Raw genomic sequence first — 26470 nt, forward strand, 5'->3', positions numbered from 1 at the left:
CGCACGCTTACCCTTTATTTTTCGCAAATAATAAAACACATAACACCAAGCTAAGCGTGTTGCCCGATCCCCCCATTCCGGTATAAAAATCATAAAAATTACTGGTTAAGATCGGCATGGTTCCTATGCCCGCTTCAATCAGAACAAGACTCTCTGATGTAACCCTAAAAAGTTCTATTTTATAAGGTGCTAAAATCACGTGCCCATTGATCCCAATAGACAAAAAAACGCCTCTTATCAGTTCATAAATAATCCCATCAAATAATGACATGGGATCTAAATCTGGCATTCCTAACCTAAGATCTAAACCATCAAATACCACATATCTAATCGCATAACTCAAACAAACAATAAGACTACTGACTAAGCATACTGAAATAACAAGATTGATTGAACGTTCGACAACATTAGGCAAATTCGTGTCTTTAAACACTGACCACAATTGGAGGTATTGATAAAAAAAGCTAACGATAATAGGAATAAGAATAGCAAAAGGGAAATTGATAGGAATTACACTGCCATCATGAAATAACTCCCATTGAAAACAGAGAATAAAATACAATAAAACAGATGAAGTAATGACGGCAACAACGGGTTGTTTATGAAGAGAAGCCAGATATTGAGAAAAGAAAACAACAAGTAAAACAGGGAATAATTGTGCAATGAGTGAACTAATAATCTTCAACTCGCTACTGACTTCACGCCACTCAAATAGACTTGCGCCATTAGAGGCTAATAAACAAAAAGACGAAATTAAAGAGACGGGTAATAGCATAATAAAGACGTTGCTAATTCCAGCAAGGTACTTGTTCGCAGGTAAATGCTTCATTAGATAGGTAAACACTGCGACTCCTTTACAGTTAACCATTCATAAATTTGCGAATGATATACTATAAAATAGCTTTTAGCACTTTGTTTTCAATTAAAATTAAGTCTATCATCAAGTTAATGATAAAAATAGTAACTATATCTCAAATCCTTACTTCGGTGATTGACTCCATCAAAATATAAAGGCTTAATCACAATTCATACAGTAAGGTATTGAAAATGTTTAAGTATCTCCCTCTTCTATTTTTATTTTGTTCTTTTAACGTACTGTCTGGTGATGCAAAACTAGGTAAAATAAAATCGCCAAGTTGTGTATATTGTCATGGTAGTACTGGCGAGACGACAAATAGCAGCTACCCCAATCTGCATAAGCAAAATGAACTCTATTTATATTCATCAATGAAAGCGTATAAAAATGGGGAGCGTACTGGACCTCTTGCTGCAATGATGAAAGCTCAACTGCAACGTTTAAATGATGCTGACTTACGTGATATCGCGGCATTTTATGCGAGTGAATCTAATAACGAGAATAAATAATCTATCTCTTCCGTTGTGTTGTAATGCATTAATCCAATACGAACAACACCACCGCTTTCCTCCAACACTAATTGACGAATTAAACCTAGCGCATAAAAATGCCCACTCCATACGCAAACATTTTCTTTTCCTAGTACTGTCGCTACGTATTCGGGCGTATAACCACTAAACCTAAGCGCAAATGTAGGCGTACGAGAGCACAGGTTTTCACTGTTTTTAATTCCATATAATTGAATATAACTGCGCGAAGTTAACTTACTTAAAAAATAGTGAGTCAATTGCAGTTCATGCTTATTAAATTGCTCAAAACTGTCGATTAACCTATCTCTTAAGCTGCTTCCTTCACTTCCCCACTGCGCTAAATACTCAATAGCGGCGACAATCCCAGCTAGACCTTCAAAGCTCTGAGTTCCTGTTTCAAATCGCTCTGGGCCTATGTTTGTTGCAGGTTCAACTTTATAAGGGGTTAATTCCCTTAACCATCTTGTTGACACATAGGCGATCCCAACGTGTGGTCCAAAAAACTTATAGGCAGAACATGCAAGAAAATCACAATCGAGTTCTTGAACATCGATCAAATGGTGAGGTGCATAATGTACTGCGTCTACATAAACCATTGCATTCACGTTATGTGCTGCCAAAATCATTGATTTTACATCCACTAATGATCCCGTGGTATTTGAAGCATAGGTGGTTGCAACAAGGCGAGTTTTTGGTGAAAGTAATGAGTAAAAATGATCCATATCCAATGTGCAATCATCGAGATTCACTCTCACTTGGTGAACGATAACGCCCTTATCTTCTGCTGCTTGCTGCCAACTTGATACATTAGAATAATGATCTAATGCCGTCACAATAATTTCATCTCCAGCTTTCCAAGCTCGGCTGATCGTACGGCTCAATTGAAACGTTAATGACGTCATATTGGCACCAAACACAATATTATCTTCAGTCGGAGCATTTAAAAATACAGCACACGATTGACGAGCCTGTTTAAGCACAGCATCTGTGACATGGCTTGAAAAAAAGTGACCTCCTAAGTTTGAATTTGCATACCCTAGATAACCAGTCATTGCAGACAACACAGAACTAGGAACTTGAGAGCCCCCAGGACCATCCAGAAAAACCACTGATTGATCATTAACTTTCTGTGATAACGCGGCAAATTGGGATCGAACGTGATTAGGAGTGAAGTTCATCGTTCTTATCCTTAGCCGTTAGTACAAAAACATCCATATGTCCTTCATGGTTTTGATCGATTAAGCGGATCGGCTGACCGTTGTGCCACAACTTTCTATCGTCAACCATTGCCACTTCACCGTCTTCTAAGATCTTTCTAAAAAATGGGGCTTCTTCTGAATCTTTATAAATCAGTAATTCACCGCCTTCAATATTCGAACGATCAATACCAATAAGGGCAATGTGATCGAACCCATCTTGATGAATACCTTCTGGTGCGATTTGGGTTTCTTTGTAAATAGCGGCAATACGCATTTGATGGATTTCTATTTCTTGCCCATTGGGTAAATGGTTTAGCTCCATGAATACTTGACACATTTCAGCCATACCTTCACTGTGAAGAATCGCCTTTTCAATGCCTTCAAATTCACGAACAACATCACCTTGAAAGTGATTGATGTCTTCACTTTGTACAAAGTTATGCTTATTTGTTTCCACTACATCGTTATTAACAACACAGATCACGGAGTAACGTCTTAATCGATAGTTACCATCCGCGTGCATGGTTTTAGGCAACCCAGAGAAGGAGGGGGCGAGTTGATGAACTGCGTCATAACTCAATTGAGTCAACTGTAAGGACGTATCGTGAGAATGTAACATAGCACCTCCTGCGTAGTGCAATCGAAATTAACAATTAGTTTACATTCTTTATTATTTACGCATAAATGCTAATAAATCAAACTTTTTAGTTCATTAATTTACATTAATAGAAAGATTAAAAAGATAACGCTGCAGAATAACAAAATAGCAGTTGTATCATTCACTGAACAACTGACCGTATGCTTAAAACCAGAACTCTCGGCTGTAATAAATTTAATTTATTGATTTTTAATATTATTTATAGCCTAACTTTCCTATTCCAAAACAATACACACAACATCATAGAGGCAATCAATAAATAAAAGACACCTAAACTGTTTTGATCTACAACCCAATGCTTAACTAAATAGCCACCAAGAATACCTGATAAACACATTTGGATAGAACCAGATAACGCAGAAATAGTGCCTACGTTTTTAGTGTGTGGTGACAATAGTAAAGTAATCGACAATGGAAAGATGATCCCTTGTGAAACCGCTAATAATGTAAACCCAAATATTAACGAAAATAGAGACGTAGTAAAAACAACCAACCATATACCAGAAATTGACATGATGACGAGAGCAAGACATATTAGCTGATTAATTGACCACTTTTTATTTAGACTGTTCAGAATAAAACTGCCCATCATTAACCCAGCCGAAGGGATGATCATTATCTCGCCATACTCAGCCGTCGTTAACCCTAAATCACCCTGTAATAAAAAAGGCAATAATGATACAGAGACTAAGCTAGCTAAATAACTGATCCAATTAAAACTGGCACTAGAGATCACCTGAGCATTACGAAATAAAGCACCGTAATCCCGTAATGTTTGAGCTAAGCTGAATTTTTTTGGTTTATAAGGCAGAGTTTCAGGAAGAATAAAATACCCTAATGTTAAAATGCCAATGAGATACAATAAAACAAAACCAAAGACCCATTCCCAACTAAAATGCCATGCTATCCAACCTCCAATAACCGGCGCTAATATTGGTAAGATAGATGCCGTGATCGAAATATACGACATGGCTTTAGTCAAATGATAGCCGCTGTAGCTGTCTCGCAGTACACTTCGTCCTAATACTGAGGCACTCCCCGCGCCTAAACCTTGCAGTAAACGCCCTAACACTAATGCAGTAAAATTATCCGTCATAGATACACACAAAAGAGTGCCTAATAAATAAATCCCTTGACCTAAAATAAAGATAGGCCGACGTCCAATCGCATCAGACACGGGTCCATAGAATAATTGGGACACGCCAAAGCCCACTAAAAATAGCGTAACAAGTAATTGCACATCAGCGGAAGAAACACCTAAATCGTGGCTGATTAAGGGCAATGATGGCAAATAAATACTCACCCCTACTTGACCTGTTGCAATGATCATCATTGCGAGAAATAAAGGGGTTTTCTTAAAATCGGTTGTATTAAATAGCGTCATCACGTAAGTTTACATTCACTCTGTATAAATGATAATACAGTAGATAGGAATCACATTACGTCTTACTAGGAAGTAATCATGGATTGGATAGAAAGTGTTAGAAGCTATATAAAAGTGGTTGAAGAAGGCAGCTTCAATGCCGCGGCTTTTCAATTGAACACCTCAGGATCCGCTATTAGTAAACGTATCAACTGGTTAGAAGATCGTGTTGGTGTTCAGTTACTTACTCGTACTACCCGTTCTGTTCATCAGACCGAAGCGGGGATCTTATTTTATCAACGAGCTCGATTGCAGTTAGATCAGTGGCAACACTTAGTTGATGAAACAAAAGCCATTAATCAAACGCCAACGGGCTTATTAAGAATCGGCGCCACGTTAACTGTTGGCTCTAAATTCATTATTAAATACTTAGATGATTTTTTAACGACTTATCCAAAAATAAAAGTCCAACTGATTACCACACTACCAGGCCAGATCCCTGATACTAATGTTGATGTCTTTATTAGTCGAGAATTAGAACAACTAAATACCTTTAGCTATAAACATACCCCACTTTTTCAGCATCATTCTGAATTCTTTGCTTCTAAAGCCTATATTGAAAAAAATGGTACCCCAGAGAACCTAGATGATCTTAACAATCACAACATACTTATTTGGGGGGAAAGACCCGTTAGAGAAATCAAACTGTCAGACGGTAAGCGAATTCGATTAAGAGGCAACTTTGCGACAACCAATCCAGACGCTTTGTTTCATGCAGCTAAACGTGGTATGGGTATTTTATTTGCGAGTAGACAAATGCTTATTGAAGATATAAACCTAGGTGAACTTATCCCTATCCTTCCTGGCTATACCGCCGATCACATCTCAGTTAATGCCTATTACCCTGCGCTCACGTATGAACATACGCGAACTCAGTTATTCATAAAATATTTAAAAAACAAACTAAGTTGATCGTTATAACAGTAATAATAAAATTAACATTATAATGATATTATTTTCATTGCATTCACATTAGATTTCCGTACTCTATGTCGCTTATCGATTAGTTTATTGAGTTGTAAATAGAATGAATACCGCTATTTTATGGGCTTTTATCCCAACCTTCTTTTTTGTTTCTGTTACCCCAGGAATGTGCATGACATTAGCACTTAGCTTAGGCATGAGTATCGGCTATAAACGCACATTATGGATGATGATGGGAGAACTAGTAGGCGTAGCCGTTGTTGCTGTCGCTGCTGTTTTAGGTGTTGCTGCAATTATGCTCAACTACCCTTGGTTATTTACTATTTTTAAAGCCATTGGAGCCACCTATCTTGCTTATATTGGCATTCAAATGTGGCGTTCTAGAGGCAAGTTAGCCATGACAGGCAAACAAGCTGAAGCACCAAAAGGAAAAGATTGGGATTTAGTCGTACAAGGTTTTGTTACTGCCATTGCAAACCCTAAAGGTTGGGCTTTTATGGTGTCATTACTGCCTCCTTTTATTGATGGAAGCAATGCTATTGCCCCTCAGTTAATTGCGTTAGTCTCTATCATCTTAATTTGTGAATTTTTATGCATGACTTTGTATGCGGTAGGAGGCAAAGGCCTTAAACGTGTTTTAGGTCATTCAAATAACGTAAAAATCATGAACCGCATTTCAGGCACATTAATGATAGGTGTCGCTATTTGGTTATTCATGGGCTAATCCCGACAGCCTATAAACAGTATAAAAAAGCGACTTATATAGTCGCTTTTTTATACCCTCAACTCTATTTCTAAGCAATTCAATTCTATACATTTAATTAGCAATTGAGTTTCATTTTTAAAACAAACGTTCTATGATGAATTATCGCTTTTATTAATTATAGAGGGTCACAATGAAACCAATTAAAATAACCTTATACCGTTGGGGTGGTAGCTGGGGACCCTTTAAAGTGAATATCCCCTGTGGAGAATGCACTCTCACCAAAGACATTCTTCAAGATACCTTTGATTCAGAGCTTTCCGGTATTCCAATAGAATTAGAAGTTAAAGATTGGTTGACTTATTGGTGGGAGCCTTTAAAACTCAAGGCATGGCATACTCCCATTATTATTGTTGAAAACACAGTGATAAGTGAAGGTGAAGCCTTGAATCGTGGAGTGCTAATACAAGCAGTAATCGCTCAAGTAGTACAACGAGATGAAATAAAAGGTAATGTAGTTTATGGAAAAGCAACCTGCCCTTTTTGTATAAAAGCAAAAGCCGCATTAGATGAAAAAGGAATCGACTATATTTATCATGATGTCGTTAAAAACAGCGCAGCACTTTATAGAATGATCCCTGAAGTGAAAGCAATTATAGGGGAAAAAACGCCAGTCACCGTTCCTCAAATATGGCTTGATGGTAAGTATATTGGTGGCTTTGATAACTTAACTTTGCATTTAAATAAGTAATTGTCTCAAATATAAAACTCATAATTAAATATGAGTTTTATATTAATAGCCAAATCCAGAACACATTAGCTTTATGAATAATATCGACTATAAATGAAATAAATCATATCAAAATAATTCATTACCAAAGTTAATGCTATAATAAGGAGAGATAGATTCTAGGTATGCATTAAAAATATCCAGCATCATTTACAATATCAATGGTGTACATTTGATGCTTCAATAAATTATAATAGCGACTCAAATTACAGGGCATTTATTATTTATGATATTTCTACAAATGCTAACTTTTCTATTACTGATAGTTAGTTGGTCAACTTTAGCAGCACATACCGTATCACTTACTAAAGAAGAACAAGAATATCTAAATTCCCATCCCACACTGACGGTCTATAGTGACGAACACTTTCCTCCTTATAGTTTCATTGAAGACGCGGTTTTAAAGGGCTATAGCCCTGATTATATGCAATTAATAGCCGCACAACTCAATATTGAAATTACCTATGTGAAGCACACATCATGGGCGCAATCATTAACGTTACTTAAAAATAATGAGATTGATATCATCACGAACATTCGAAAAACAGAAAGTAGAAAGAAATATTTAAATTTCAGTCATAATCCACTTTTCACGATGACAAATGCCTTATTATCAAAAAAAACAAATTCACCTTTATATTTTAATAATATGGATCTAGGCACGTTTGATGATTATCTTGCCGATAAAGTCGTTTCTGTCGTAGAACAATACGCCTACCAAGATATTTTATCTCATCATTATCCAGACTCTGATGTATTACTCGCTTCCAATACCCTTGAATCTATCGAACAAGTCTTAAATGGCAATGCAGATGCCGCGATAGGACCACTTGCTGTTTTTAATTACTACCTTTCAAAATATTATTTCACGTCATTGAATACTAAAGATGTTAATCATCAAGCGCACTTTACTGATACTTATAATTACCTTGCAACAAATAAGAATAATATTCTCCTAAAAAACATACTTGATAAAGCAATCGAGAGTATTTCTTTGGATGATATACATAATTTGAATAATAAATGGCTAATAAAAAAACCCATTGCATTTAAAGATGGTTTACTGCCCTTATCTGATGCAGAGTTGGAGTACTTAAACACAAAATCACAATTCAACTATTGCCTTCCTAATGATCTCATGCCGTTTAGTGGCGTTAACAATGGCAACCCCATAGGAATGTCAACGTCTTTAATCTCATTAATTCAAGAGAAATTAAGTATTCCATTTCAATTTATTCCAACAAAAGATTGGAACGAGAGTCTACAAAAAATTAACAATAGAGAGTGTGATTTAATCCTTCCTATAGATATGACCATCGCGACATTGAGTACATTAGATTATACAAAAACAGTCTATAAAAGTGACATTGTTATCGCGACGAAAACCGACGCCCGCTTCATTACCAACTTCAACCACTTAAGAGATGTAAGCATTGGTATTATTAGGGGTTACTCTCAATCAAATATGACGCCTCTATTTCACCCTTCTGTAAAAGTTGAGTTTGTAGATGATTTAGAAGAAGGCTTAACGAAAGTCAACAGTGGTGAATTATTTGGTTTCATTGATTCTGTTGAAATATTAAGTTACGCAATACAACGTCATTACCCCTCTTTAATGATCAGTGGCAAAGTAGAAAACACTTGGGATCTTAGGATAGGAACTCGTAATGATGAACCTTTATTAAAAAGCATCATTGAAAAAACAATACATTCTATTCCTCCTGAAGAAACCAACACACTCATTAATAATTGGCTGTCAGTAAAATACACAAGTCCATTTGATGTAAAATTATTTAAAGTTTTACTTGGTGTTATCGTCGCGATCATTGGTGCATTACTGTATAGACAAAAACTACTAAAAAAATACAACACTAAGTTAATTCAACTGTCCACTTACGACAGCTTAACCTCTCTCTATAACCGACGAGTAATAGATACTCATTTAGTTAAGCAGCAAAAATTATCACTTCGCACCGATATGCCACTCAGCGTTATCATGTGTGACATCGATTATTTTAAAAAGATTAATGATACTTTTGGACATATTGCAGGTGATGAAGTGATCGTTAATATGTCAGCACTCTTACTAAATAACATAAGAACCTCTGACATTGTAGGTCGATGGGGGGGAGAAGAATTCATTATCATTTGCCCTAATACTCACTCATCAGGAGCAAAGGTATTAGCGGAATGTCTACGGAAGAAAATAGAGAAGATGCCTGCAACCAATGAGCAAACAATCACAATGAGCTTTGGGATAGCTCAATTTAATGAAAATCTGAGTTATGAAGAACTATTAATTAAAGCTGATGCGGCTTTATACGCAGCGAAAGAGCAAGGTAGAAATAAAGTGGTCATTGGGTAGCGTTAGTTCTTCATCACTTCCGCTAACATATCCAGTTCTTCTTGAGTCAAAAGCTCGGCTCTTTTTGTGTAACTTTGAGCCGACTTTTCTTTCAATTTTTTACTGATCGCATGTTGAAGATTGCGTAACTGATATACGGTCAGTTCATTCAATTCAATTTTAAGAGTATCTGCAGTAATCATAACAAGCTCCGATCATATCCATTTTCATATTGATTAAACCAATAATAGTTCTCTTTTTCTTGCACTTTGTCAGACAAATGTAAAGCTAAAAGTTTCAAAAATCAGTTATACTGTTCGTATCGCTGTTGATTGGAGAAAACAAATGCGCATTCAGGTAGATACTCACACTTATGCTAGTGGCCATGCTTACAGTACAATCAGTGAGAATGCTTTTTCAGCATCCACACTTGGTTTACCTATGTTTTGTACTACAGATCACGCCTCTTCAATGCCTGGCGCGCCACATTATTGGTTTTTCAGTAATCAGCGCGTATTACCTCGTTTTCTTCATGGTGTCGCTATTCTTAGGGGCTGCGAAGTCAACATTTGTAATCTAGAAGGAGATATAGATATTCCCCTTTCGGTTGACCAAAACCTAGACTGGATCATTGCAAGTTTCCACGAGCCAGTTTTTCCCCCTAAAAATAAGTTAGTACACACCCAAGCATTAATCAAGATTATCTCATCAGGTCGTGTGGATGCATTAGGCCATTTAGGCAATCCAAATTTTGATTTTGATTTTAAAGAAGTAATTCAAGAGGCGGTTAAACATAACGTTGCCATTGAAATAAACAATACATCACTGAAAGGAACCAGCCGAGTAGGTAGTGTTGACCGTTGCTATGAAATCGCTAAGATAGCGAAAGAATTAGGCGCGTATATAACGACAGGAAGTGATGCGCATTTTTGTCAAGACATAGGAAAATTTGAAAAAGTAGAACAATTAATTGATGCCTTAGATTTTCCCTTCGATAAAATTATTACTCATTCCCCGAAACAGTTTTTAGCTTTTCTAGCATTACGTGGACATGCTCCAATTGCTGAATTCGAAGCACTATCAAAATAATGCTTTCTTTTAGAAATGAACATGGAAGATTGAGTTAATCTTCCATCTCTTATCTCTTATCTCTTATCTCTTATCTCTTATCTTACGATATACCGCTAGTGCCACATCACCAATACTGCCGCCATTGCAATTAATAATAACGCGATAATATCTTTACGTTTGATTTTTTCTTTTAACCAAAACAATGAAATTAGCATAGTAAAAAACACCTCAACTTGTCCGAGGGTTTTCACTAATGGGACGGTTTGAAGTGACATCGCACTAAACCACCCTAAAGAACCGATAAAACTTGCGATACTGGTCATCACAACCAATCTAGGTTTAACAAACATGGCCTTTAGCGTTTGGCGATCATTAAAAAGCATATAGCCTACAAGGAAGATGGTTTGCAATAAAATGACTAACAGTAAAATCCAAGCGGCTCGGTGAGGAAATGGTAAGTTAAGCGTTAGGCTTGCTTCTCTAATCCATAATGAGGTTAACGCGAAAGACGTACTGCACCCTAGGCCAATCATTACAGTTTTCAGTGAGATACTTTTAATACCATCAGGACAACTCAATATAAAAACGGCAACCGCACCAATAGCAACCCCTGCCCAACCGAGCAGTGATAATGACGTTCCAAAAAATAAAACCCCAAGAAAAGCCGCTACAGGAGCTTCACTTTTAGCAAGCCCAGCACCAATAGCAAAATTCTTTTGTTTAAATAAAACAACCATCAAAGCCGTCGCGATGATCTGCATAAAAGAGGCACCAACAATAAACAAATAAGAATATTCAGTAAAAGTCGGCCATGGCACAGGATCGACCCAATAAAGTAAAGCCAAATAAATAAAAGCCAATGGACTTGCCCATAAAAAACGTGACAATGTAACTCCGGTCACATTTAGCTCTTTGCTTAAACGACTTTGAAACGCATTTCGCCATGATTGACTGAACGCAGCCAATAACGTAAAAAATATCCAGTTCACAATAATCCTTCTGGCCTACATCGTCTTAGTTTCAATAATACAAGCGTCATAACTCATGAACGAGATAATTGAACCCGTTCTCTTGTTAAGCTGTAATCGGCTCCAGACATTCGTGCTATCGCATCTAATTTATCACTGTCAATCTTGCCATCATAAACCGCTTCATCCGCAACATGCACTGCAATAACATCACCTAAAATTAAATGCCCTGATAAAACATCATCACCAAGATCAACAATTTGGTTTAATCGGCATTCAAAACTCACAATCGCATTAGCAACCCGTGGAGGAGTAACAAAATCTGATTGTGCCTTTTTAATCCCTGCGTACTCAAATTCATCAATATCATGGGCTAAACCATGACAGGTTTTATTCATCACCTCTAAATGTGTAGCACTGACCGTATTAATGACAAACTCACCCTGTTCTCGAATATTTCTCAACGTATCTTTAGCTTCCGCATCTTGGTTATACATAGGATTGAAACAAAGAATTGGGGGGTTGGCACTCGCCACAGTAAAGAATGAGAACGGCGCTAAATTCACCTCTCCTGACGATGAAATGCTTGAAACCCAAGCAATTGGCCGAGGTAAGATCCCTCCGATTAACAACTTATAATTTTCTTGTGGTGTTAACCTAGCCGTTTCAAAGCGCATCAGATATCCTTATCATCATTAATTATTAACATTACTCTAACCTAAATCACCTCATTTGAGAAAAAATACATGGCGATAAATACAATAGAGATGCACAACTAAAATCGATTCTGTCGTATAAATAGTCTACTTATAAATTAAGCCACCAAGTGGCTAATAATTAATTGAGATATACACCACAAATACTCACTATTTCATTCTTTTACATTGTAAATATACAGATTATAAAATACATTATTTTCTTTAAAAAACAACAGAGTAAAATGCGATGACAGGCTTTAAAGAATACAAAGTAATTCATTTAACAGAAGGCGGTTGTGGCACTGTATTTCTTGGTGCTAGTGGGGTTCCAATTCAGAAAATGGAAGCCGAATTAAATAAACAGGCACAAGATGGTTGGCAACTGGCATTTCAAATAGTAGAACAAAAGCGATTTCTTCTATTTTGGAAACGTGAAGCCGTTATTATTACATTAGGTCGTTAATGTTCGCACAATTATCAATCCTATTGATCCGCTCTTATCAACATAAAGGTGGTTCAAAAAAACTATTAAGTCTGGAATGTAATTTTAAACCAACTTGCTCTGAATACACAAAGCAATGCATTCAAAAATACGGGGCCTTTAAGGGCTGGAAACTAGGATTACAAAGAATAAAACGTTGTAATCAACCTGATTTGGTTGAAATTATTTATGATGAGGTTCCATAATGGGTTTTCTTGGTAATTTAAATGACTTAGAAGAAAAGGAAGAGCTACTTAGAAAACAAGTAGCGGCTCTCCCGACTGATGAACGAAAAGCATTTTATAAAGAACAAAGTGAAAAACTAAAAGATCCTGACACTTATGCCACTCTTAATTATTTATTTTTAGGTGGTTTTCATCATCTATATTTAGAGAAGTATTTATGGTTCTTTGGTGAATTATTAGCGTTAATTTTAAGCCTATTTTTGATTTTTTCAGGTGAAGATTTCGGGTTCTGTATATTGATTGCCATTGCCATTATTGAACTTCCACAGCTTTTCTTTTCACAAAAAATTGCGAGAGAACATAACTACCAACTTTCTTGTCTCATTGTAGAAAAAATCAAGAACAAACTATTTATCTAGGGTATTTTCATGCCCTACTTTATCATTGCTCTATAATCAGATGGCGTATACGTTGTTTTGTTTTTAAACACGCGATAAAAATAATTCACGTCCTGAAAACCACAGCGTGTCGCCACCTCAGTTAAACGAAAAGTGTATTTCTTTAGCATAAATTTGGCACGTTCTATCCTTACCCACGTAATATAATCAGCTAACGTCATGTGCCCCTGCTGTCTAAACATACGAGATAAGTGGTTTGGAGAAATATTAAAGCGATTCGCAATACTGCTTCTATCTATGCTTTTATGGAAATTCTCTTGAATGTAAATACATATTCCTTGGTATAGATCTTCACTGCGGTTTTTCGGTGACTTTGTCTCTGAAGGTTCACCAAGCATTGTCATGCTATAACTAAGTAATGCCAATAATAAATGTTCGTCTATTAGTTTTTTATTCGGTTCACGAGCTAACGCATTCAGTGCTTCTAAAATGTTATCAATAGCATGACCTGTTCGCGTCGGAATACTGTATTTTTGCACGTCATAAAAACCACTTTCCCCTTTGCGTTTACTCACTAGGCTAAACCCAACTTGTCGGCGTCCAAATAACAAACTTAATACTGAACAGTCTTCATCCCAATTCGGTTTATTCCAACAGTTTGGAGGAATATATAACGCATCACCCGCCATGACTTTAACTTCACGTATCCCAACCTCTGAATCTTCTATTTGATTCAAATACTCGCCATTAATTACTAACTCTAAACGAGGAAAATTCACTTGGTAACTGCATTGTGGAGGCGTGATCTTATCTCCTGCAAACCAAATTTGATTGAAACTTTCTCTTTCTGATAAAAGCGCTTCTAATACCGTACTAAACACTAAAGTCATAGTTTCTTCTTACTTGAACTAAGGTCACGTTAGTCCACTAAAACGACCTAAAAATACAATTTCCCAGATGAAAACGCCCGCAAGAAACAAGCAATAAATGCCACTAACTACCTATTAAATAAATACTTTTCTGACTAGTGCATTATAGAGTTTTCGATTTATAAAAATCAGAGTTTAATCACACTTGAAGAGTGAGGATACAATAATCCAGTAAATGCATTTCTCGCACACTTACGAATTTTTCTCATCAGAATCACACTATTCCCACTGCAATAATTTATAGAAAAAATGGGGAATGATTCATGATCACAGACTTAATCAATGAACAATTAATTTGTTTAAATTTACACGCAAAAACCAAAGACGATGTATTTTCTGAAATGGCTGCGATACTTCATCAGCAAGGTCGAATTAATGATATAGGCCAGTTTTTATCTGATATTTACGCCCGTGAAGAACTAGGAAATACGGGCTTTGAAGAAGGTGTTGCTCTTCCTCATGCAAAAAGTTCAGCTGTAATTAAACCTGCCGTAATGATTGGTGTAAGCCAAGAAGGTGTTGAATACGGAGCAGAAGATGGGCAGCCATCTCGCTTATTTTTTATGATCGCCTCACCTGAAAATGGAGCTGATCATCATATTGAAGTTCTTGCAGAACTCTCTTCAAAACTGATTGAAGAAGGGTTTATCAAAAAATTTCTTAATGCGACCTCTTCTAAATTAGCGCTTGAATTATTGCTACAAAAAGCAGAAACCATTGATGCAATAGAACCTAAAAATGGATTTTTAATTGGAGTCACAGGTTGTCCTGCCGGTATTGCTCATACCTATTTAGCGTGCGAGGCCCTTGAAAAAGGCGCAGCAGAATTAGGATATAAGATAAAAGTAGAAACCAACGGGTCTATTGGGGTCAGAAATAGCCCAACAGCAGAAGAAATAGAACAAGCCGATGCCATTATTATTGCTTGTGATAAACAAGTAGACCTCACTCATTTTGCAGGAAAAAAACTGATTCAAACCAGTGTTAAGGCTCCGATCAAAGACGCAAAAGGACTGATCACTCAGTCTCTAACTCAACCACCTTTTGATACTGACAGTGTAAATACACCAACAGATACCAAAGACAAAACCTCTCAAGCACGTTCAGATTTATACCGTTACCTAATGAACGGCGTATCCCACATGATCCCATTTGTGGTTACGGGCGGTTTGTTAATCGCATTAGCATTAGCGCTTGGTGGTCAACCTACTGAGAGTGGTATGGCTATTCCTCCCGGTAGTTTGTGGAATAAAGTATTAGATGTTGGTGTTGTTGCTTTCACCTTAATGATCCCCGTTCTTGCAGGTTACATTGCTTATGCGATTGCAGATCGCCCAGCACTAACTCCAGGTCTTATTGGTGGTTGGATTGCAAACAACGGTTCTTTTTATGGTGCAGATGCAGGTACTGGCTTTATTGGTGCCATCATTGCCGGTCTTCTTGTTGGTTACTTCGTCAAATTTATCGTGAGCGTTAACTACCATAAATTTATCCAACCCCTTGTTCCTATCATGATTGCCCCTATTGCCGGTTCATTGTTCATTTCTGGATTATTCATTTTTGTTATTGGTGCACCAATAGCAAGTTTAATGGATGGATTAACCGCACTACTAACAAGCATGAGCTCTGGTAACGTGATTTTATTAGGCATCGTACTGGGTGGAATGACGGGCTTTGATATGGGTGGCCCATTCAATAAAGTCGCCTTCTTATTCTCTGTTGGCATGATTGCGAGTGGTCAAACTCAATTCATGGGCGCCATGGCATGTGCTATTCCTGTCGCACCACTTGGCATGTCGTTAGCTACCATCATTGGTCGTAAATTCAATATCTTTGAAGAATCAGAAATTGAAGCAGGCAAAGCAGCTGGTGCAATGGGTTTAGTTGGTATTTCTGAAGGTGCAATTCCATTTGCAGCTCAAGATCCTATCTCTGTGATCCCAGCGAATATCCTTGGTTCGATGACGGCCGCAGTAATGGCTTTCTCATTTGGTATCACAAACAGTGTTGCTCATGGTGGTCCCGTTGTCGCCCTACTTGGCGCGATAAATAAACCATTACTTGCACTTGCTTGTATGGCTGGCGGCGCAGTTGTAACTGCACTTGTTTGCGTATCCATTAAAAAGATGCGTCAAGCGAAAGCCCTGTCTCTAGCGGCAATTTAATTCTTAATCTTAATTTTTTGTCCCAATCACTTATTAATTTTGTGATTGGGACTTTCTGATGATTTGTGAGCATTATATGAACAATCAAACTCAACCTTTCTTTTTTCCAATGAACAATGTAATTCAAGATTATGCGTGGGGAAGCAGCACTTCAATTGAAAGTCTATTTGGTATTGAAAATCCAAGCCATAAACCACAAGCTGAATTGTGGATGGGCGCCCACCCAAATGGCTGCTCTAGCGCGACGTTTAATGACGAATCTATTTTATTATCTGATTTAATTAATCAAGACAAAGCGTCTTTCCTTTCTTCAGTAACAGCAGAAATGTTTGGTGAATTACCTTATCTTTTCAAGGTATTAGCGGCAGAAAAAGCATTATCGATCCAAGTTCATCCAAATAAACAACAAGCCGTGGATGGCTATAATAAAGAAGAACAAGCGGGTATCCCTTTGACTGCGTTTAATCGTAATTACAAAGATAATAACCACAAACCAGAGCTTGTTTACGCCTTAACAGATTATCAAGCAATGAATGGATTTAGAGATTTTAACGAGTCCATTTCATTATTTAAAAGCATGAACTTAAAAAGTATTACTCATTTTGTTTCCGCATTTGAAGAACAACCTAATTCAACGGGATTAAATATATTTTTCAAGAACATTCTTTCATTATCAGATGACAAGAAAGAAACGGCAATTAATGAATTAATGGCATATGCCAAAGTACAGTGTGATTCCCCTCTTTTCGCATTGCTTGTTGATTTAGAAATTCAATATCCAAATGACATCGGTTTATTTACACCTCTAATGTTAAATGTTATCACGCTAAAGCCTGGACAAGCGATGTACTTACACGCTTGTACTCCTCACGCTTACATTAAAGGGACAGGTCTTGAAATCATGGCCAATTCAGACAATGTATTGCGTGCGGGATTAACACCAAAATACATGGACATAGATGAACTAATGGCCTGTACTTTATTTAATGTCACCCCATTTGATTCTTTATTGATGACTCCAGAGGTGATTGCTGGTGGTGTAAATTACCCAATTCCGGTAGACGATTTTAACTTCTCTGTTTTAGAAATGGTAAACGCATTACCGTTAAATACCACAAGTGCCGAAGTGTTATTTGCTATCAACAGTGACATGACGGTAACCCATATTTCAGGGCAAACGGTTATTGTGAAGAAAGGTCATTCTGTATTTATCCCAGCGTATACTGGTCAATACATTCTTACCTCTTCAGGAAAAGTGGCAAGAGCTTACAACTAGATAATAATAAAATGGACTCAAAGATAATCTAAGAGTCCGTTTCTCATCACATAATAATTGAACATTATTCCAAAACTCTACCCATACCGTACAACAACATGGCTTGAAGGCCAACAGGTTGCCTTGTTGCGATTAATCGCTGGCAAAACTCCGCAGATAACATACTTCGGGTTAATTGAGTGGCTGTGATCACCATCTCTCGTGTTGGTGGGCTAGGTAAAACTAAACCGACAATTAAATTCACATCCCCCATTTTAGACGCCCAATCCGTTGCGTAATCTGATCGAATTACCGCGATGGTTGGTTTTTTCACTAAAGGCGTAATGACATGAGGTAAGGCAATTTGACGAGCAATCGTCGTTGATGACTTCTCTTCACGCTTAATAAAAGCCAGTAATAACTCATCGGTTTGTTCTGGGCAAATTAATTGAGACACTCCTTTTAGCATCTCAAATTTTGATAATTGCGTTTGAGCTTTTACGTAATGGAAGTCAACATCACAGATCGGCTTTAGTTGCGGGTATTGGGTTACGATAGAATCAGAGAAATGACACAACCGGTCTGAAGCAACAAAATTGAACGTAGAAGATAATAAATCGGTTAACACAAAATTCGCGAGTTCCGCATCAATCCCTACCGTAATTAATTGGCAAAAATCCCCTTTCTGTAAACCTACTTTCAATAAACCTAAAGAATAAGAAATATCTGCACAACGGGCTCGTGTAATATTATCGATATAAACAATGCATTTAAACTTCTTTGCTAATTGAGTCAGTTGGGCACTAATTTGTGGTCCAAGCATGCTCTCTTTAACAAAAAAGGTAATTCGATGATCAATAGTAGGTGAATCAATCATGAAATGTATTTTTTCAACACACTATCAACATCAGTCAAAATCAGTTCAATACTGTGCTGCTGTGTTTTAATACCAATGAATCGACTGCTGTTTTCTATATCAATGTCTGAAGCGATTAACACAAGATCCGCTTGTACAATATCAACCGGTGTTAACGCATTTTCAATTCCCATCGCGCCTTGAGTTTCAACTTTAATTGATACTCCATATCTCACCGCGGCCTTTTTTAATACATCAGCTGCCATATAGGTGTGTGCGATCCCTGTAGGACACGCTGTAACTGCCACAATTTTCATGTTTGCTCTTAAATAGACTGTTTTGATAGGGGAACAATATACCATTAGTTAATTAAAAAACCGGATTAATATCAATGAATAACGATTAAAATCACACTTTACGATTGATGGTACAATAATCCAGTAAATGGCTTTTTTATCCTATTCTTTAAAATCGACTAACCCCTTACATTAGTACTACGTTAATATATTACCGTTAGGTAATGGAGTCGTTATGGATATCACATCTCTGATAAATACCAAGGTCATTTGTTTAGACCTAAAAGCGACATCTAAAGATGGCATTCTTAAAGAAATGGTCCAGATTTTAGATGATGCAGGCAAACTATCTGATAAAAAACAATTTTTATTAGATGTTTGGGCGCGTGAAGACATTGGTAATACAGGATTTGAAGATGGTATCGCGATTCCTCATGCGAAAAGTTCTGCGGTTTCGACTCCATCAGTTGCGGTTGGTATTAGTCGTAATGGCATTGATTATGGTGCAGAAGACGGTGAACAATCAGACATCTTTTTCATGCTTGCTTCACCAGATGGCGACGATACTCACCACATCGAAGTATTGGCACAAATATCCAGTCGTTTAATCGAAGATGGCTTTACAAACAAACTTAAAGCAGTCGCGACACCAGAAGAGGCATTGGCCTTATTCACAGACAATATTCAGTTAGAGTCAGAATACAGTTCATCTCCTGCCCCAACACCAAAAATAGAAAAAAGTGAATTTAAACGAAATCTTGGCCGTACAAAAGAACACTTGTTATTTGGTACGTCTCACATGATCCCCTTTATTGTTGCTGGCGGTGTTTTACTTTCTCTTTCGGTTATGATTTCAGGACACGGCGCGGTACCCACTGAAGGTGTATTGGCTGACATTGCTAAAATGGGCATTGCGGGGTTAACGTTATTCACAGCCGTTCTTGGCGGTTATATTGCTTACTCAATTGCAGATAAACCGGGACTCGCTCCCGGTATGATTGGTTCTTGGATTGCAGTTCAACAATACAATACCGGTTTTTTAGGCGCTATCGTAGTTGGTTTCTTTGCCGGCTTTGTCGTTCTTACTCTAAAAAAAATAAAGCTACCTGACAGCATGACCTCATTGGGGTCCATTTTTATCTACCCTCTTCTCGGTACTTTTATTACCTGCGCCGCTGTAATGTGGTTGATTGGTGCTCCTATTGCGAATGCCATGACCTCTATGAATGAGTGGTTAGCAAGCATGGCAGGTTCTGGGAAAATACTTTTAGGTGCAATTTTAGGGGGTATGACAGCCTTTGATATGGGTGGCCCAATCAACAAAGTCGCGACATTGTTTGCTCAAACTCAGGTAAATACACAACCTTGGCTAATGGGTGGCGTTGGTATCGCAATTTGTACTCCACCATTAGGCATGGCATTAGCCACATTACTGTCCCCTAAGAAATTCAAACGAGAAGAACGTGAAGCCGGAAAAGCCGCGGGTATTATGGATTACTGAAGGGGCGATTCCATTTGCAGCGGCTGATCCTGCTCGTGTTATCCCTGCGATTGTCGCTGGGGGTATTGTCGGTAACATCACTGGTTTCTTATTTAACGTACTCAACCATGCCCCTTGGGGTGGGTGGATTGTGCTTCCTGTCGTTGATGGTAAGTTTGGTTATATCGTCGGCACATTAATGGGCGCATTAACCACCGCAGTTATTGTTATTTTACTAAAGAAAACAGTAATCGAAGACGATGAATCTGACGTAAAAAACACAGTATTTGAATCCATAAAGAGTGAAGGTGAAGCCGATATTTTAGCTATCACGGCATGCCCATCAGGTGTTGCTCATACTTTCTTAGCCGCAAAAAGTTTAGAAAAAGCAGCGCACCGCCTAGGGCTTAAAATCAAAGTAGAAACACAAGGCGCAGATGGGATTAATAATAGAATCACCCCATTAGATGTGAAGAACGCAAAGTTAGTTATTTTTGCACATGATGTGGCAATCAAAGAGCCGCAACGTTTTGCAGGAATGCGATCTATTGATATTGGAACAAAAGAAGCAATGCACAATGGTGAACAATTATTAAAAGCGAATATGACGAGTACCAACCGATTATTCAGAAAATCAACGGTATAAACCACCATAAATAACCGATTAGGCATCCATATCCCCCCTGAACTTTGCTCCTAGAGTTTTTATGGATGCCTAATCACCAAGCATTTCGTTACGATTGAGACTCTAGTTTTCTCAAATTAGAGAACAATAGGCGCCTACGGCGCAAATCAAAAGGACTCAACCTCTTCCATTGTTGCCAATAAATCGTTTATCCTATCGCCATGCACGCATATAAACCCCTGAAACAATTATTTAATAGTCAAAATAACTGGCTTAAATTTCTTCATAATAACAAAGCTAACCTAAGAGCGGTCGTGATTGAAAATGTCACAAAGATGCTGTCCTGTGGGACAGCGGCTTTTGGCTCTCGCGAATATCATTGTTGCAACCCTGACTGTACCCATATCAAATATATTCACCAAACCTGTAAATCTCGAGCGTGCAGTAGCTGTGGCATGAAAGCCACAGAGCGATGGATACAAAAGCAACAACATGTCTTCCCTGAATGCGAATATCAACACATCACCTTTACCCTTCCAAACACGCTATGGCCTATCTTTCGTCATAACCGTTGGCTGTTAAATAAATTATTCAAATGTGCTGCAAACATTCTGCTGGGATGGGCAAAAGATAAAGGAATAGATGTCGGTATCTTTTGTGCTCTTCATACTTACGGTCGAAAACTGAATTGGAATACGCACTTACATTTATCGGTCACTCGTGGGGGAATTTGTGAACGTACCGGTTTATGGAAACCCATTTACTTCCAAATGAAAACGACAGAGCCTTGTTGGAGAGCGGCTATCGTCAGTTTATTGGGTAAGGCTTATTATGAGCTTGATTTATCAAGCGAAGAATGCCCCTATATCCGTAATAAAACGGATTGGTCACGCTTTTTAAGCAGTCAATATAATCGTCGTTGGAAGCTTCATTTTGCTAAAAAGACAAATAATGTAAAACCGACGATGAACTATCTTGGTCGGTATTTAAAACGGCCCCCAATTTCAGCGTCACGTTTAAGTCATTACGCCAAAGGCGGAATGATAACGTTTAATTATTTAGACCATCGAACAGGAACAACAGACAGCCTAACATTATCACCAGAAGAGATGATAAGACGGATAGTAGAGCACTATCCTGATAAACATTTCAAGATGATCCGATACTACGGTTTTTTATCAATGCGTCGTCGTGGAGAAGCTCTGCCTAGAGTTTATGCAGCTTTAGGTATGACAATAGAAGCTGAGCCGAAAATGCCAGGGTATGCCGCAATGTTAAAAGGATATGTAAAAGTAGATCCGTACGAATGTATTTTATGTGAAAGTCGTCTGGTGTTTACGAATTTCCGAGTCGGAAATTCGGTCAATGATTTAGTCACCCATGCGATAGTTCAGTCAGAATTGAGGGCAGCATAATAAGGTTTGTAGGATAAGTGTATCTAAAACTCATGAAATAGGGCTAAAACAGTTATAAAATCCCCGATAATTATATTTTCGATACCTTTTAAAAAAACAGCGATGGTGAAATTGGCTTTTTTAGACGGGCCAATGCTAACTCAGCAACATTCAAATTCCTTACCTTCAAGTAGTTAACCCATCCCTTAGTTTCATTAGACGCAGATATATCATTGGCTTTTTTCGCATTAATCAACCCTTCTTCTAAACGATCCAGTTTGTAATACGCTTTTACCTTCGCCAATAACACCGCTTGTTTTTTCTTGGGATCGTTCACTTTATTTAACGATTTCAATGCGGCTTCATACTGTTTTTGCTGTAGAAGTAATTGAGATTCTTGCCAGTAATAACGAGACGATATTTTTGCGGCTTTACTCCAGAATTGAATAGATTTATCCCACTCTTTCGCATTTTGCCAATGCACGGCTTGCTCTACCAATAAATCGACATCGGTATTTGCTGTTGATAAGCGTCCTAATGTCTGTGCGGCTTGCTCTGGAATACCTTGTTTTGCGTATAGCTGAGCCAACAATTTAATGTCTTGCTCAGGAAGAGATAATTTGTTGATATCTGCTAACACCAATACATTTAATCCTTGCTTGGTTTGACCTAACTGCAAGTGAGCCGTAACTAACTGACGCCACCACGTTAATTTTTCAGGTTGTAGAACAATTAACCGCTCTAAGGTAGGAACAACTTGCTTCCATTGTTTGAGTTGAACTTGCGCACCAAACTTTAACGACAATGGCGTTAATTCATCAGGCTTGCGGTACGATTCATATCGACCAATCGCTTTAAGGGTTGGTGCAAACTCTGAGCTCTGATAATGGATCTGAGCGATCCTAAGCCATAACTCATCCCCTTTTTCATTCTTTGGTACCGTTTTAACCAATTGATAGTAATGAGGTAGTGCCGCTTTATACTTTTGTTCCATTAAGAGGATATCGGCCAACATCTTTCGGGTTGTCCACGCTTGTTTATCCTGTAATTGACCACTCGAAACCGCATAATCAAGCTTTTTAATCGCTTGTGATTTTTGATTGTTCTGCCAATAAAACACACCCAACATTCGAGCCACGAATGCTTTATCATAGACTTTCGATGTATCAACATCCGCAAGAATATCGATGGCTTCATCCAACTTTTCATTTTGCTGAAGGTTTTGTGCTCTTTGTACTTTTGTGGCGGTATATCGACTCAATTCCGCCGCCATCACACCTTGTATGTGCAATATAAAAAGAACCGTTAACGCAATTTTTTTCATCATTTGGCTAATTTAAACTCCAATCTAACGGTTTGATTCTGCTGAACAATGGCTTTCCCTTCTACCAATTTAGGTTGGTACTTCCATTGTTTTAGTGCCCGAACCGCATCACGATCAAATATTCGTTTTGGCTCCGCTTCTTTGACTTCTATATCAAAAGGTTCGCCCGTTTCATCAATAGAAAAAGACATAATAACGTAGCCTTCAATTTTTCGTTTTAATGCTCTACTCGGGTATCGTGGTTCTACGCGATACAATGGCATTGCCTGTTGATTCGTCGTAAAACTTCCGAACGACGTTGGAGCGCTTATTTTGAATCCGTTAATCGCCGTATCTAAACCAGCCGAAGACATTGGTGTTACAGGCATCACCGAAGACATCTCTGATTGCGATTGAGATATTTTCGTTTCTGGTGGTAATTCTGGCGGTTTAGGCTGCTCAGGAACAGAACGTTGACGACGTTGAAGATCACTTTCAGGTTCAACCATCATCATAGTAAAGCTTAGATTTTCACTGGCTTCCGGTTTTCCTTGGTTACCATTGTCTACCATCCATGCCATCACGGAAAATAAAGCAATACTAATAGCCAGTGCAATAGGTAACGCCATCAATAACCTAAGCACTATCTTTTCTCCGCAGCCAATGCAATTTGCTTCACGCCCGCGCCTTTTGCTGCATCCATCACTTTAACTACGGTGCCGTTATACGCATGTTCATCCGCTTGGATCACAAGAGAGGCATCAGGTTGCTCTAATAACAGATGCTCTAACGTCGCTTGCACACGCTCTACATCTACGATTCGTTTATCGATGTAAATATCATTTGATGCGTTAATGCCAACAAAGATGCCCGCGTCTTTCTGGCTCGTCACATTTGATGCTTGAGGCCGATTCACTTCAACCCCTGATTCACGCACAAATGAGCTCGTCACAATGAAAAATATCAGCATAATAAAGACAATATCCAACATTGAGGTTAAATCAATTTGGGCTTCTTCTGTTTTTGTATCGCGTCTTCCGAGTCTCATGTTGGACTCCTTAATGATTTTTCTAACTTCAATTCACGTAAACGACACGTCTTTGCTAAACGTGCATGAACAAATAATCCAGCAAGGGCGGCAACCATACCCGCCATCGTTGGTAGCGTAGCCAATGAGATGCCTGAGGCCATCAGTTTCGGTTGGCTACTGCCTAATGTCGCCATCACATCAAAAACAGAGATCATTCCAGTCACAGTGCCTAATAATCCTAACATTGGACAAATTGATACTAGCCATTTGATTAGGTTTAAGTTCTGATTTAATTCTATGTGGGCCTGATTTAACCAACTGTCACGAATCGCATGAGCATACCAAGATTCATGCTCATGGCGTTGATGCCATTGTGTTACCCATTGCTGGCGGTGCTTTGGAAAATAAAAACCAAGATATATCACGCGCTCAACCACAAATAACCAACATACAACCACAACCCCTGCCAGCCACCACAAGATATGACCGCCTTGTGCCATAAATTGCAGTAACGTATCAAGCCAATTAGATAGCCATGACATTGCCATTAGATGTTACTTCCTACCGTTGTTTTCGCTACCGACTGTGGTTGCTTTTCGGCCTGCATTGCCACTAACCCAATGCCTTGTTTCTCTAAAATACTGCGTATATTCTCAGCTTGAGTGCTTAAGATATTATGAGCAAACAACAACGGCATTGCAGCAACTAAGCCAAGAACGGTAGTGACCAGTGCCATCGAAATCCCTCCAGCCATGACTTTTGGATCCCCATTGCCAAACTGAGTAATCACTTGGAATGTTTCAATCATGCCAGTCACGGTGCCTAACAAACCAAGCATTGGTGCAAGGGCCGCAAGTAATTTCAGCATTGAAAGGCCTTTTTCTAACCCTTGTTGCTCATCAACAATCGCTTCTAATAAACGCAACTCTAATGACTCAACACTTCGGTGTTTTTCTTCATCGTAAACAGATAACACTCGGCCTAACGGATTGTCGGTTGGTGCATCTGGGTTCTTCAACTGTGTTTTTATTTGTTGTTGAATAATCGCTAATTTAACGCCTCGGAAAATCGCAATCACCAATCCTAACGTTAATAACGCAAGAATGATTTTACCTACAACACCACCCGCTTGCAGTCTTTCAGCCAAGGTTGGTGTTAATGCCAGTTGGTCTATCATAAAGCCACGAGACGGATCGACAACCATCGTTTCCATATCACCACTTGCAAGATCAGACAGTGAACTCAAGCTTGGGCCATTATCTGGTTGCTTAACATAATAAGTGGCGTCTTTACGTGTGCCATTCCAATTCAAGTAGCCTTGATCGGCAATTAAGCCTATCGATCCTAAGCGATACGACGCTTGAGAAGCGGTTTGACCTTCACCATCAATCACATTGGTATTAATTTTTTTCAGCTCACCACTGGCCTGGATTTGTTCATCCATGCTCATCCATAATTCAGTTAACTGTGGTAAGGTTGGCAACGTTTTAGCTGATACGATGGTGTTTACCGATTGTGAGTATTGAAGATTATCCGCACCGGTAACACTGGTTTGATTTTCGCTTTTCAACTCTTTCGCAGCTTGACGAACCACACCAAACAATTCACCTAAACTGCCAGTATCTAAGCGCAGTTTCTCTTCTCGTTTTGCTAATAGCCCTTCATTTTCACTGAAGGTTTTCGTCAATGCATTAATCTTTTTTTGAACTTGGCGTTTACGTTCTGCAAGTTCTTTTTTCTGTTGTAGATACGTTTGTTCTGTTTGCTTAAACCCCGATTCTCGCTGCACATCATGCGATTTTTGTGATTTATTTTGAGTTTGTGCACTGCTTGCTAAATCACCTTGAGCTGCCACTGAAAAAGAAAGGCTTAATAATAAAACACTAAGAAGTGTGGATACGTAATTCAT

General features: G+C 38.3%; 27 protein-coding genes and 1 pseudogene. 13 read left to right on the forward strand and 15 right to left on the reverse strand.

Features of this window, described 5'->3' with window-relative positions; genetic code table 11:
- Window positions 1–7: 7 nt before the first annotated feature.
- Complete coding sequence (locus VSAL_RS20600; protein ID WP_197535575.1) at window positions 8–844, reverse strand: hypothetical protein; 837 nt, start codon at window positions 842–844, stop codon at window positions 8–10.
- Window positions 845–1047: 203 nt separating this feature from the next.
- Between VSAL_RS20600 and VSAL_RS20605 the strand changes: the two genes are divergently transcribed.
- Window positions 1048–1365: a c-type cytochrome gene (locus VSAL_RS20605; protein WP_012552147.1), complete on the forward strand. Its 318-nt coding sequence runs from the start codon at window positions 1048–1050 to the stop codon at window positions 1363–1365.
- On the opposite strand, the gene VSAL_RS20610 is transcribed toward VSAL_RS20605, so the two are convergent.
- The 3 genes from VSAL_RS20610 to VSAL_RS20620 all read right to left on the reverse strand — a co-directional run bounded on the left by VSAL_RS20610 (window position 1332) and on the right by VSAL_RS20620 (window position 4627).
- Window positions 1332–2564 carry a cysteine desulfurase-like protein gene (locus VSAL_RS20610; RefSeq protein ID WP_044583602.1) on the reverse strand — a complete coding sequence of 411 codons (1233 nt, stop codon included), beginning with the start codon at window positions 2562–2564 and terminating at the stop codon, window positions 1332–1334. The two genes, VSAL_RS20605 and VSAL_RS20610, sit on opposite strands and share 34 nt — an antisense overlap.
- A complete protein-coding gene (locus tag VSAL_RS20615) occupies window positions 2548–3204 on the reverse strand; it encodes a 2OG-Fe dioxygenase family protein (RefSeq protein WP_012552149.1) in 657 nt (218 codons plus the stop codon). The genes VSAL_RS20610 and VSAL_RS20615 overlap by 17 nt, the downstream gene beginning before the upstream one ends.
- A gap of 238 nt (window positions 3205–3442) precedes the next feature.
- Window positions 3443–4627 carry a multidrug effflux MFS transporter gene (locus tag VSAL_RS20620; RefSeq protein WP_012552150.1) on the reverse strand — a complete coding sequence of 395 codons (1185 nt, stop codon included), beginning with the start codon at window positions 4625–4627 and terminating at the stop codon, window positions 3443–3445.
- A 78-nt stretch (window positions 4628–4705) separates the two neighbouring features.
- Here VSAL_RS20620 and VSAL_RS20625 point away from each other — a divergent pair, with 78 nt between their 5' ends.
- From VSAL_RS20625 to VSAL_RS20640, 4 genes are all read left to right on the forward strand, one after another.
- The gene (locus VSAL_RS20625) at window positions 4706–5578 is read left to right on the forward strand and encodes a LysR family transcriptional regulator (protein WP_012552151.1); all 873 of its coding nucleotides are present in this window, start codon (window positions 4706–4708) and stop codon (window positions 5576–5578) included.
- A 115-nt stretch (window positions 5579–5693) separates the two neighbouring features.
- Window positions 5694–6314: a LysE family translocator gene (locus tag VSAL_RS20630; protein ID WP_012552152.1), complete on the forward strand. Its 621-nt coding sequence runs from the start codon at window positions 5694–5696 to the stop codon at window positions 6312–6314.
- A gap of 172 nt (window positions 6315–6486) precedes the next feature.
- Complete coding sequence (locus VSAL_RS20635; RefSeq protein ID WP_012552153.1) at window positions 6487–7044, forward strand: glutaredoxin domain-containing protein; 558 nt, start codon at window positions 6487–6489, stop codon at window positions 7042–7044.
- A gap of 280 nt (window positions 7045–7324) precedes the next feature.
- On the forward strand, window positions 7325–9448 hold the full coding sequence (locus VSAL_RS20640; RefSeq protein WP_148234227.1) for a transporter substrate-binding domain-containing diguanylate cyclase: 2124 nt from the start codon (window positions 7325–7327) through the stop codon (window positions 9446–9448).
- Between the two features lie 2 nt (window positions 9449–9450).
- Here the strand turns inward: VSAL_RS20640 and VSAL_RS20645 are convergent, their stop codons facing one another.
- Entirely contained in the window at window positions 9451–9630 is a 180-nt protein-coding gene (locus VSAL_RS20645) for a hypothetical protein (RefSeq protein WP_012552155.1), read from the reverse strand.
- Between the two features lie 142 nt (window positions 9631–9772).
- On the opposite strand from VSAL_RS20645, the gene VSAL_RS20650 reads away from it, so the two are divergent.
- Window positions 9773–10516, forward strand: coding sequence for a phosphatase (locus VSAL_RS20650; protein WP_012552156.1), 744 nt, complete (start codon window positions 9773–9775; stop codon window positions 10514–10516).
- A 95-nt stretch (window positions 10517–10611) separates the two neighbouring features.
- Here the strand turns inward: VSAL_RS20650 and VSAL_RS20655 are convergent, their stop codons facing one another.
- Together VSAL_RS20655 and VSAL_RS20660 are read right to left on the reverse strand one after the other, a co-directional pair.
- Window positions 10612–11487: a DMT family transporter gene (locus tag VSAL_RS20655; RefSeq protein ID WP_012552157.1), complete on the reverse strand. Its 876-nt coding sequence runs from the start codon at window positions 11485–11487 to the stop codon at window positions 10612–10614.
- Window positions 11488–11540: 53 nt separating this feature from the next.
- Window positions 11541–12143 carry a flavin reductase family protein gene (locus tag VSAL_RS20660; RefSeq protein WP_012552158.1) on the reverse strand — a complete coding sequence of 201 codons (603 nt, stop codon included), beginning with the start codon at window positions 12141–12143 and terminating at the stop codon, window positions 11541–11543.
- Between the two features lie 268 nt (window positions 12144–12411).
- Between VSAL_RS20660 and VSAL_RS20665 the strand changes: the two genes are divergently transcribed.
- The 3 genes from VSAL_RS20665 to VSAL_RS20675 are packed head-to-tail and all read left to right on the forward strand — an operon-like array spanning window position 12412 to window position 13249.
- Window positions 12412–12627, forward strand: a complete 216-nt coding sequence (locus tag VSAL_RS20665) for a DUF4177 domain-containing protein (RefSeq protein WP_012552159.1) — start codon at window positions 12412–12414, stop codon at window positions 12625–12627.
- Window positions 12627–12851, forward strand: a complete 225-nt coding sequence (yidD, locus tag VSAL_RS20670; protein WP_012552160.1) for a membrane protein insertion efficiency factor YidD — start codon at window positions 12627–12629, stop codon at window positions 12849–12851. Before VSAL_RS20665 ends, yidD begins: the two co-directional genes overlap by 1 nt.
- On the forward strand, window positions 12851–13249 hold the full coding sequence (locus tag VSAL_RS20675; protein WP_012552161.1) for a hypothetical protein: 399 nt from the start codon (window positions 12851–12853) through the stop codon (window positions 13247–13249). Before yidD ends, VSAL_RS20675 begins: the two co-directional genes overlap by 1 nt.
- 14 nt (window positions 13250–13263) lie before the next feature.
- Here the strand turns inward: VSAL_RS20675 and VSAL_RS20680 are convergent, their stop codons facing one another.
- Window positions 13264–14118, reverse strand: coding sequence for a helix-turn-helix transcriptional regulator (locus VSAL_RS20680; protein ID WP_012552162.1), 855 nt, complete (start codon window positions 14116–14118; stop codon window positions 13264–13266).
- A gap of 302 nt (window positions 14119–14420) precedes the next feature.
- Between VSAL_RS20680 and VSAL_RS20685 the strand changes: the two genes are divergently transcribed.
- Window positions 14421–16322: a PTS fructose transporter subunit IIABC gene (locus VSAL_RS20685; RefSeq protein WP_012552163.1), complete on the forward strand. Its 1902-nt coding sequence runs from the start codon at window positions 14421–14423 to the stop codon at window positions 16320–16322.
- Window positions 16323–16398: 76 nt separating this feature from the next.
- Window positions 16399–17598 (forward strand): mannose-6-phosphate isomerase, class I, encoded by a 1200-nt coding sequence (manA, locus tag VSAL_RS20690; protein ID WP_331386584.1) that lies wholly within the window; start codon window positions 16399–16401, stop codon window positions 17596–17598.
- A 64-nt stretch (window positions 17599–17662) separates the two neighbouring features.
- Here the strand turns inward: manA and VSAL_RS20695 are convergent, their stop codons facing one another.
- Window positions 17663–18454, reverse strand: coding sequence for a PTS sugar transporter subunit IIA (locus VSAL_RS20695; RefSeq protein WP_012552165.1), 792 nt, complete (start codon window positions 18452–18454; stop codon window positions 17663–17665).
- Window positions 18451–18750 (reverse strand): PTS fructose transporter subunit IIB, encoded by a 300-nt coding sequence (locus VSAL_RS20700; protein WP_044583603.1) that lies wholly within the window; start codon window positions 18748–18750, stop codon window positions 18451–18453. The genes VSAL_RS20695 and VSAL_RS20700 overlap by 4 nt, the downstream gene beginning before the upstream one ends.
- Window positions 18751–18964: 214 nt before the next feature.
- Here VSAL_RS20700 and VSAL_RS20705 point away from each other — a divergent pair.
- Together VSAL_RS20705 and VSAL_RS20710 are read left to right on the forward strand one after the other, a co-directional pair.
- A pseudogene (locus VSAL_RS20705) lies at window positions 18965–20855 on the forward strand (fructose-specific PTS transporter subunit EIIC).
- A 200-nt stretch (window positions 20856–21055) separates the two neighbouring features.
- Complete coding sequence (locus VSAL_RS20710) at window positions 21056–22249, forward strand: IS91-like element ISVsa9 family transposase (protein ID WP_012548955.1); 1194 nt, start codon at window positions 21056–21058, stop codon at window positions 22247–22249.
- An 88-nt stretch (window positions 22250–22337) separates the two neighbouring features.
- On the opposite strand, the gene VSAL_RS20715 is transcribed toward VSAL_RS20710, so the two are convergent.
- From VSAL_RS20715 to VSAL_RS20735, 5 genes are read right to left on the reverse strand one after another with little or no spacing between them, the layout of a single operon-like run.
- Entirely contained in the window at window positions 22338–23555 is a 1218-nt protein-coding gene (locus VSAL_RS20715) for a tetratricopeptide repeat protein (protein ID WP_044583604.1), read from the reverse strand.
- Window positions 23552–24175, reverse strand: a complete 624-nt coding sequence (locus VSAL_RS20720) for an energy transducer TonB (protein WP_012552167.1) — start codon at window positions 24173–24175, stop codon at window positions 23552–23554. Before VSAL_RS20720 ends, VSAL_RS20715 begins: the two co-directional genes overlap by 4 nt.
- On the reverse strand, window positions 24175–24579 hold the full coding sequence (locus tag VSAL_RS20725) for an ExbD/TolR family protein (protein ID WP_012552168.1): 405 nt from the start codon (window positions 24577–24579) through the stop codon (window positions 24175–24177). Before VSAL_RS20725 ends, VSAL_RS20720 begins: the two co-directional genes overlap by 1 nt.
- Window positions 24576–25109 (reverse strand): MotA/TolQ/ExbB proton channel family protein, encoded by a 534-nt coding sequence (locus VSAL_RS20730; RefSeq protein WP_012552169.1) that lies wholly within the window; start codon window positions 25107–25109, stop codon window positions 24576–24578. The genes VSAL_RS20725 and VSAL_RS20730 overlap by 4 nt, the downstream gene beginning before the upstream one ends.
- Window positions 25109–26470, reverse strand: coding sequence for a MotA/TolQ/ExbB proton channel family protein (locus VSAL_RS20735; RefSeq protein WP_012552170.1), 1362 nt, complete (start codon window positions 26468–26470; stop codon window positions 25109–25111). The genes VSAL_RS20730 and VSAL_RS20735 overlap by 1 nt, the downstream gene beginning before the upstream one ends.

This window comes from Aliivibrio salmonicida LFI1238 (assembly GCF_000196495.1).
In the GTDB taxonomy this organism is placed as follows: Bacteria; Pseudomonadota; Gammaproteobacteria; order Enterobacterales; family Vibrionaceae; genus Aliivibrio; species Aliivibrio salmonicida.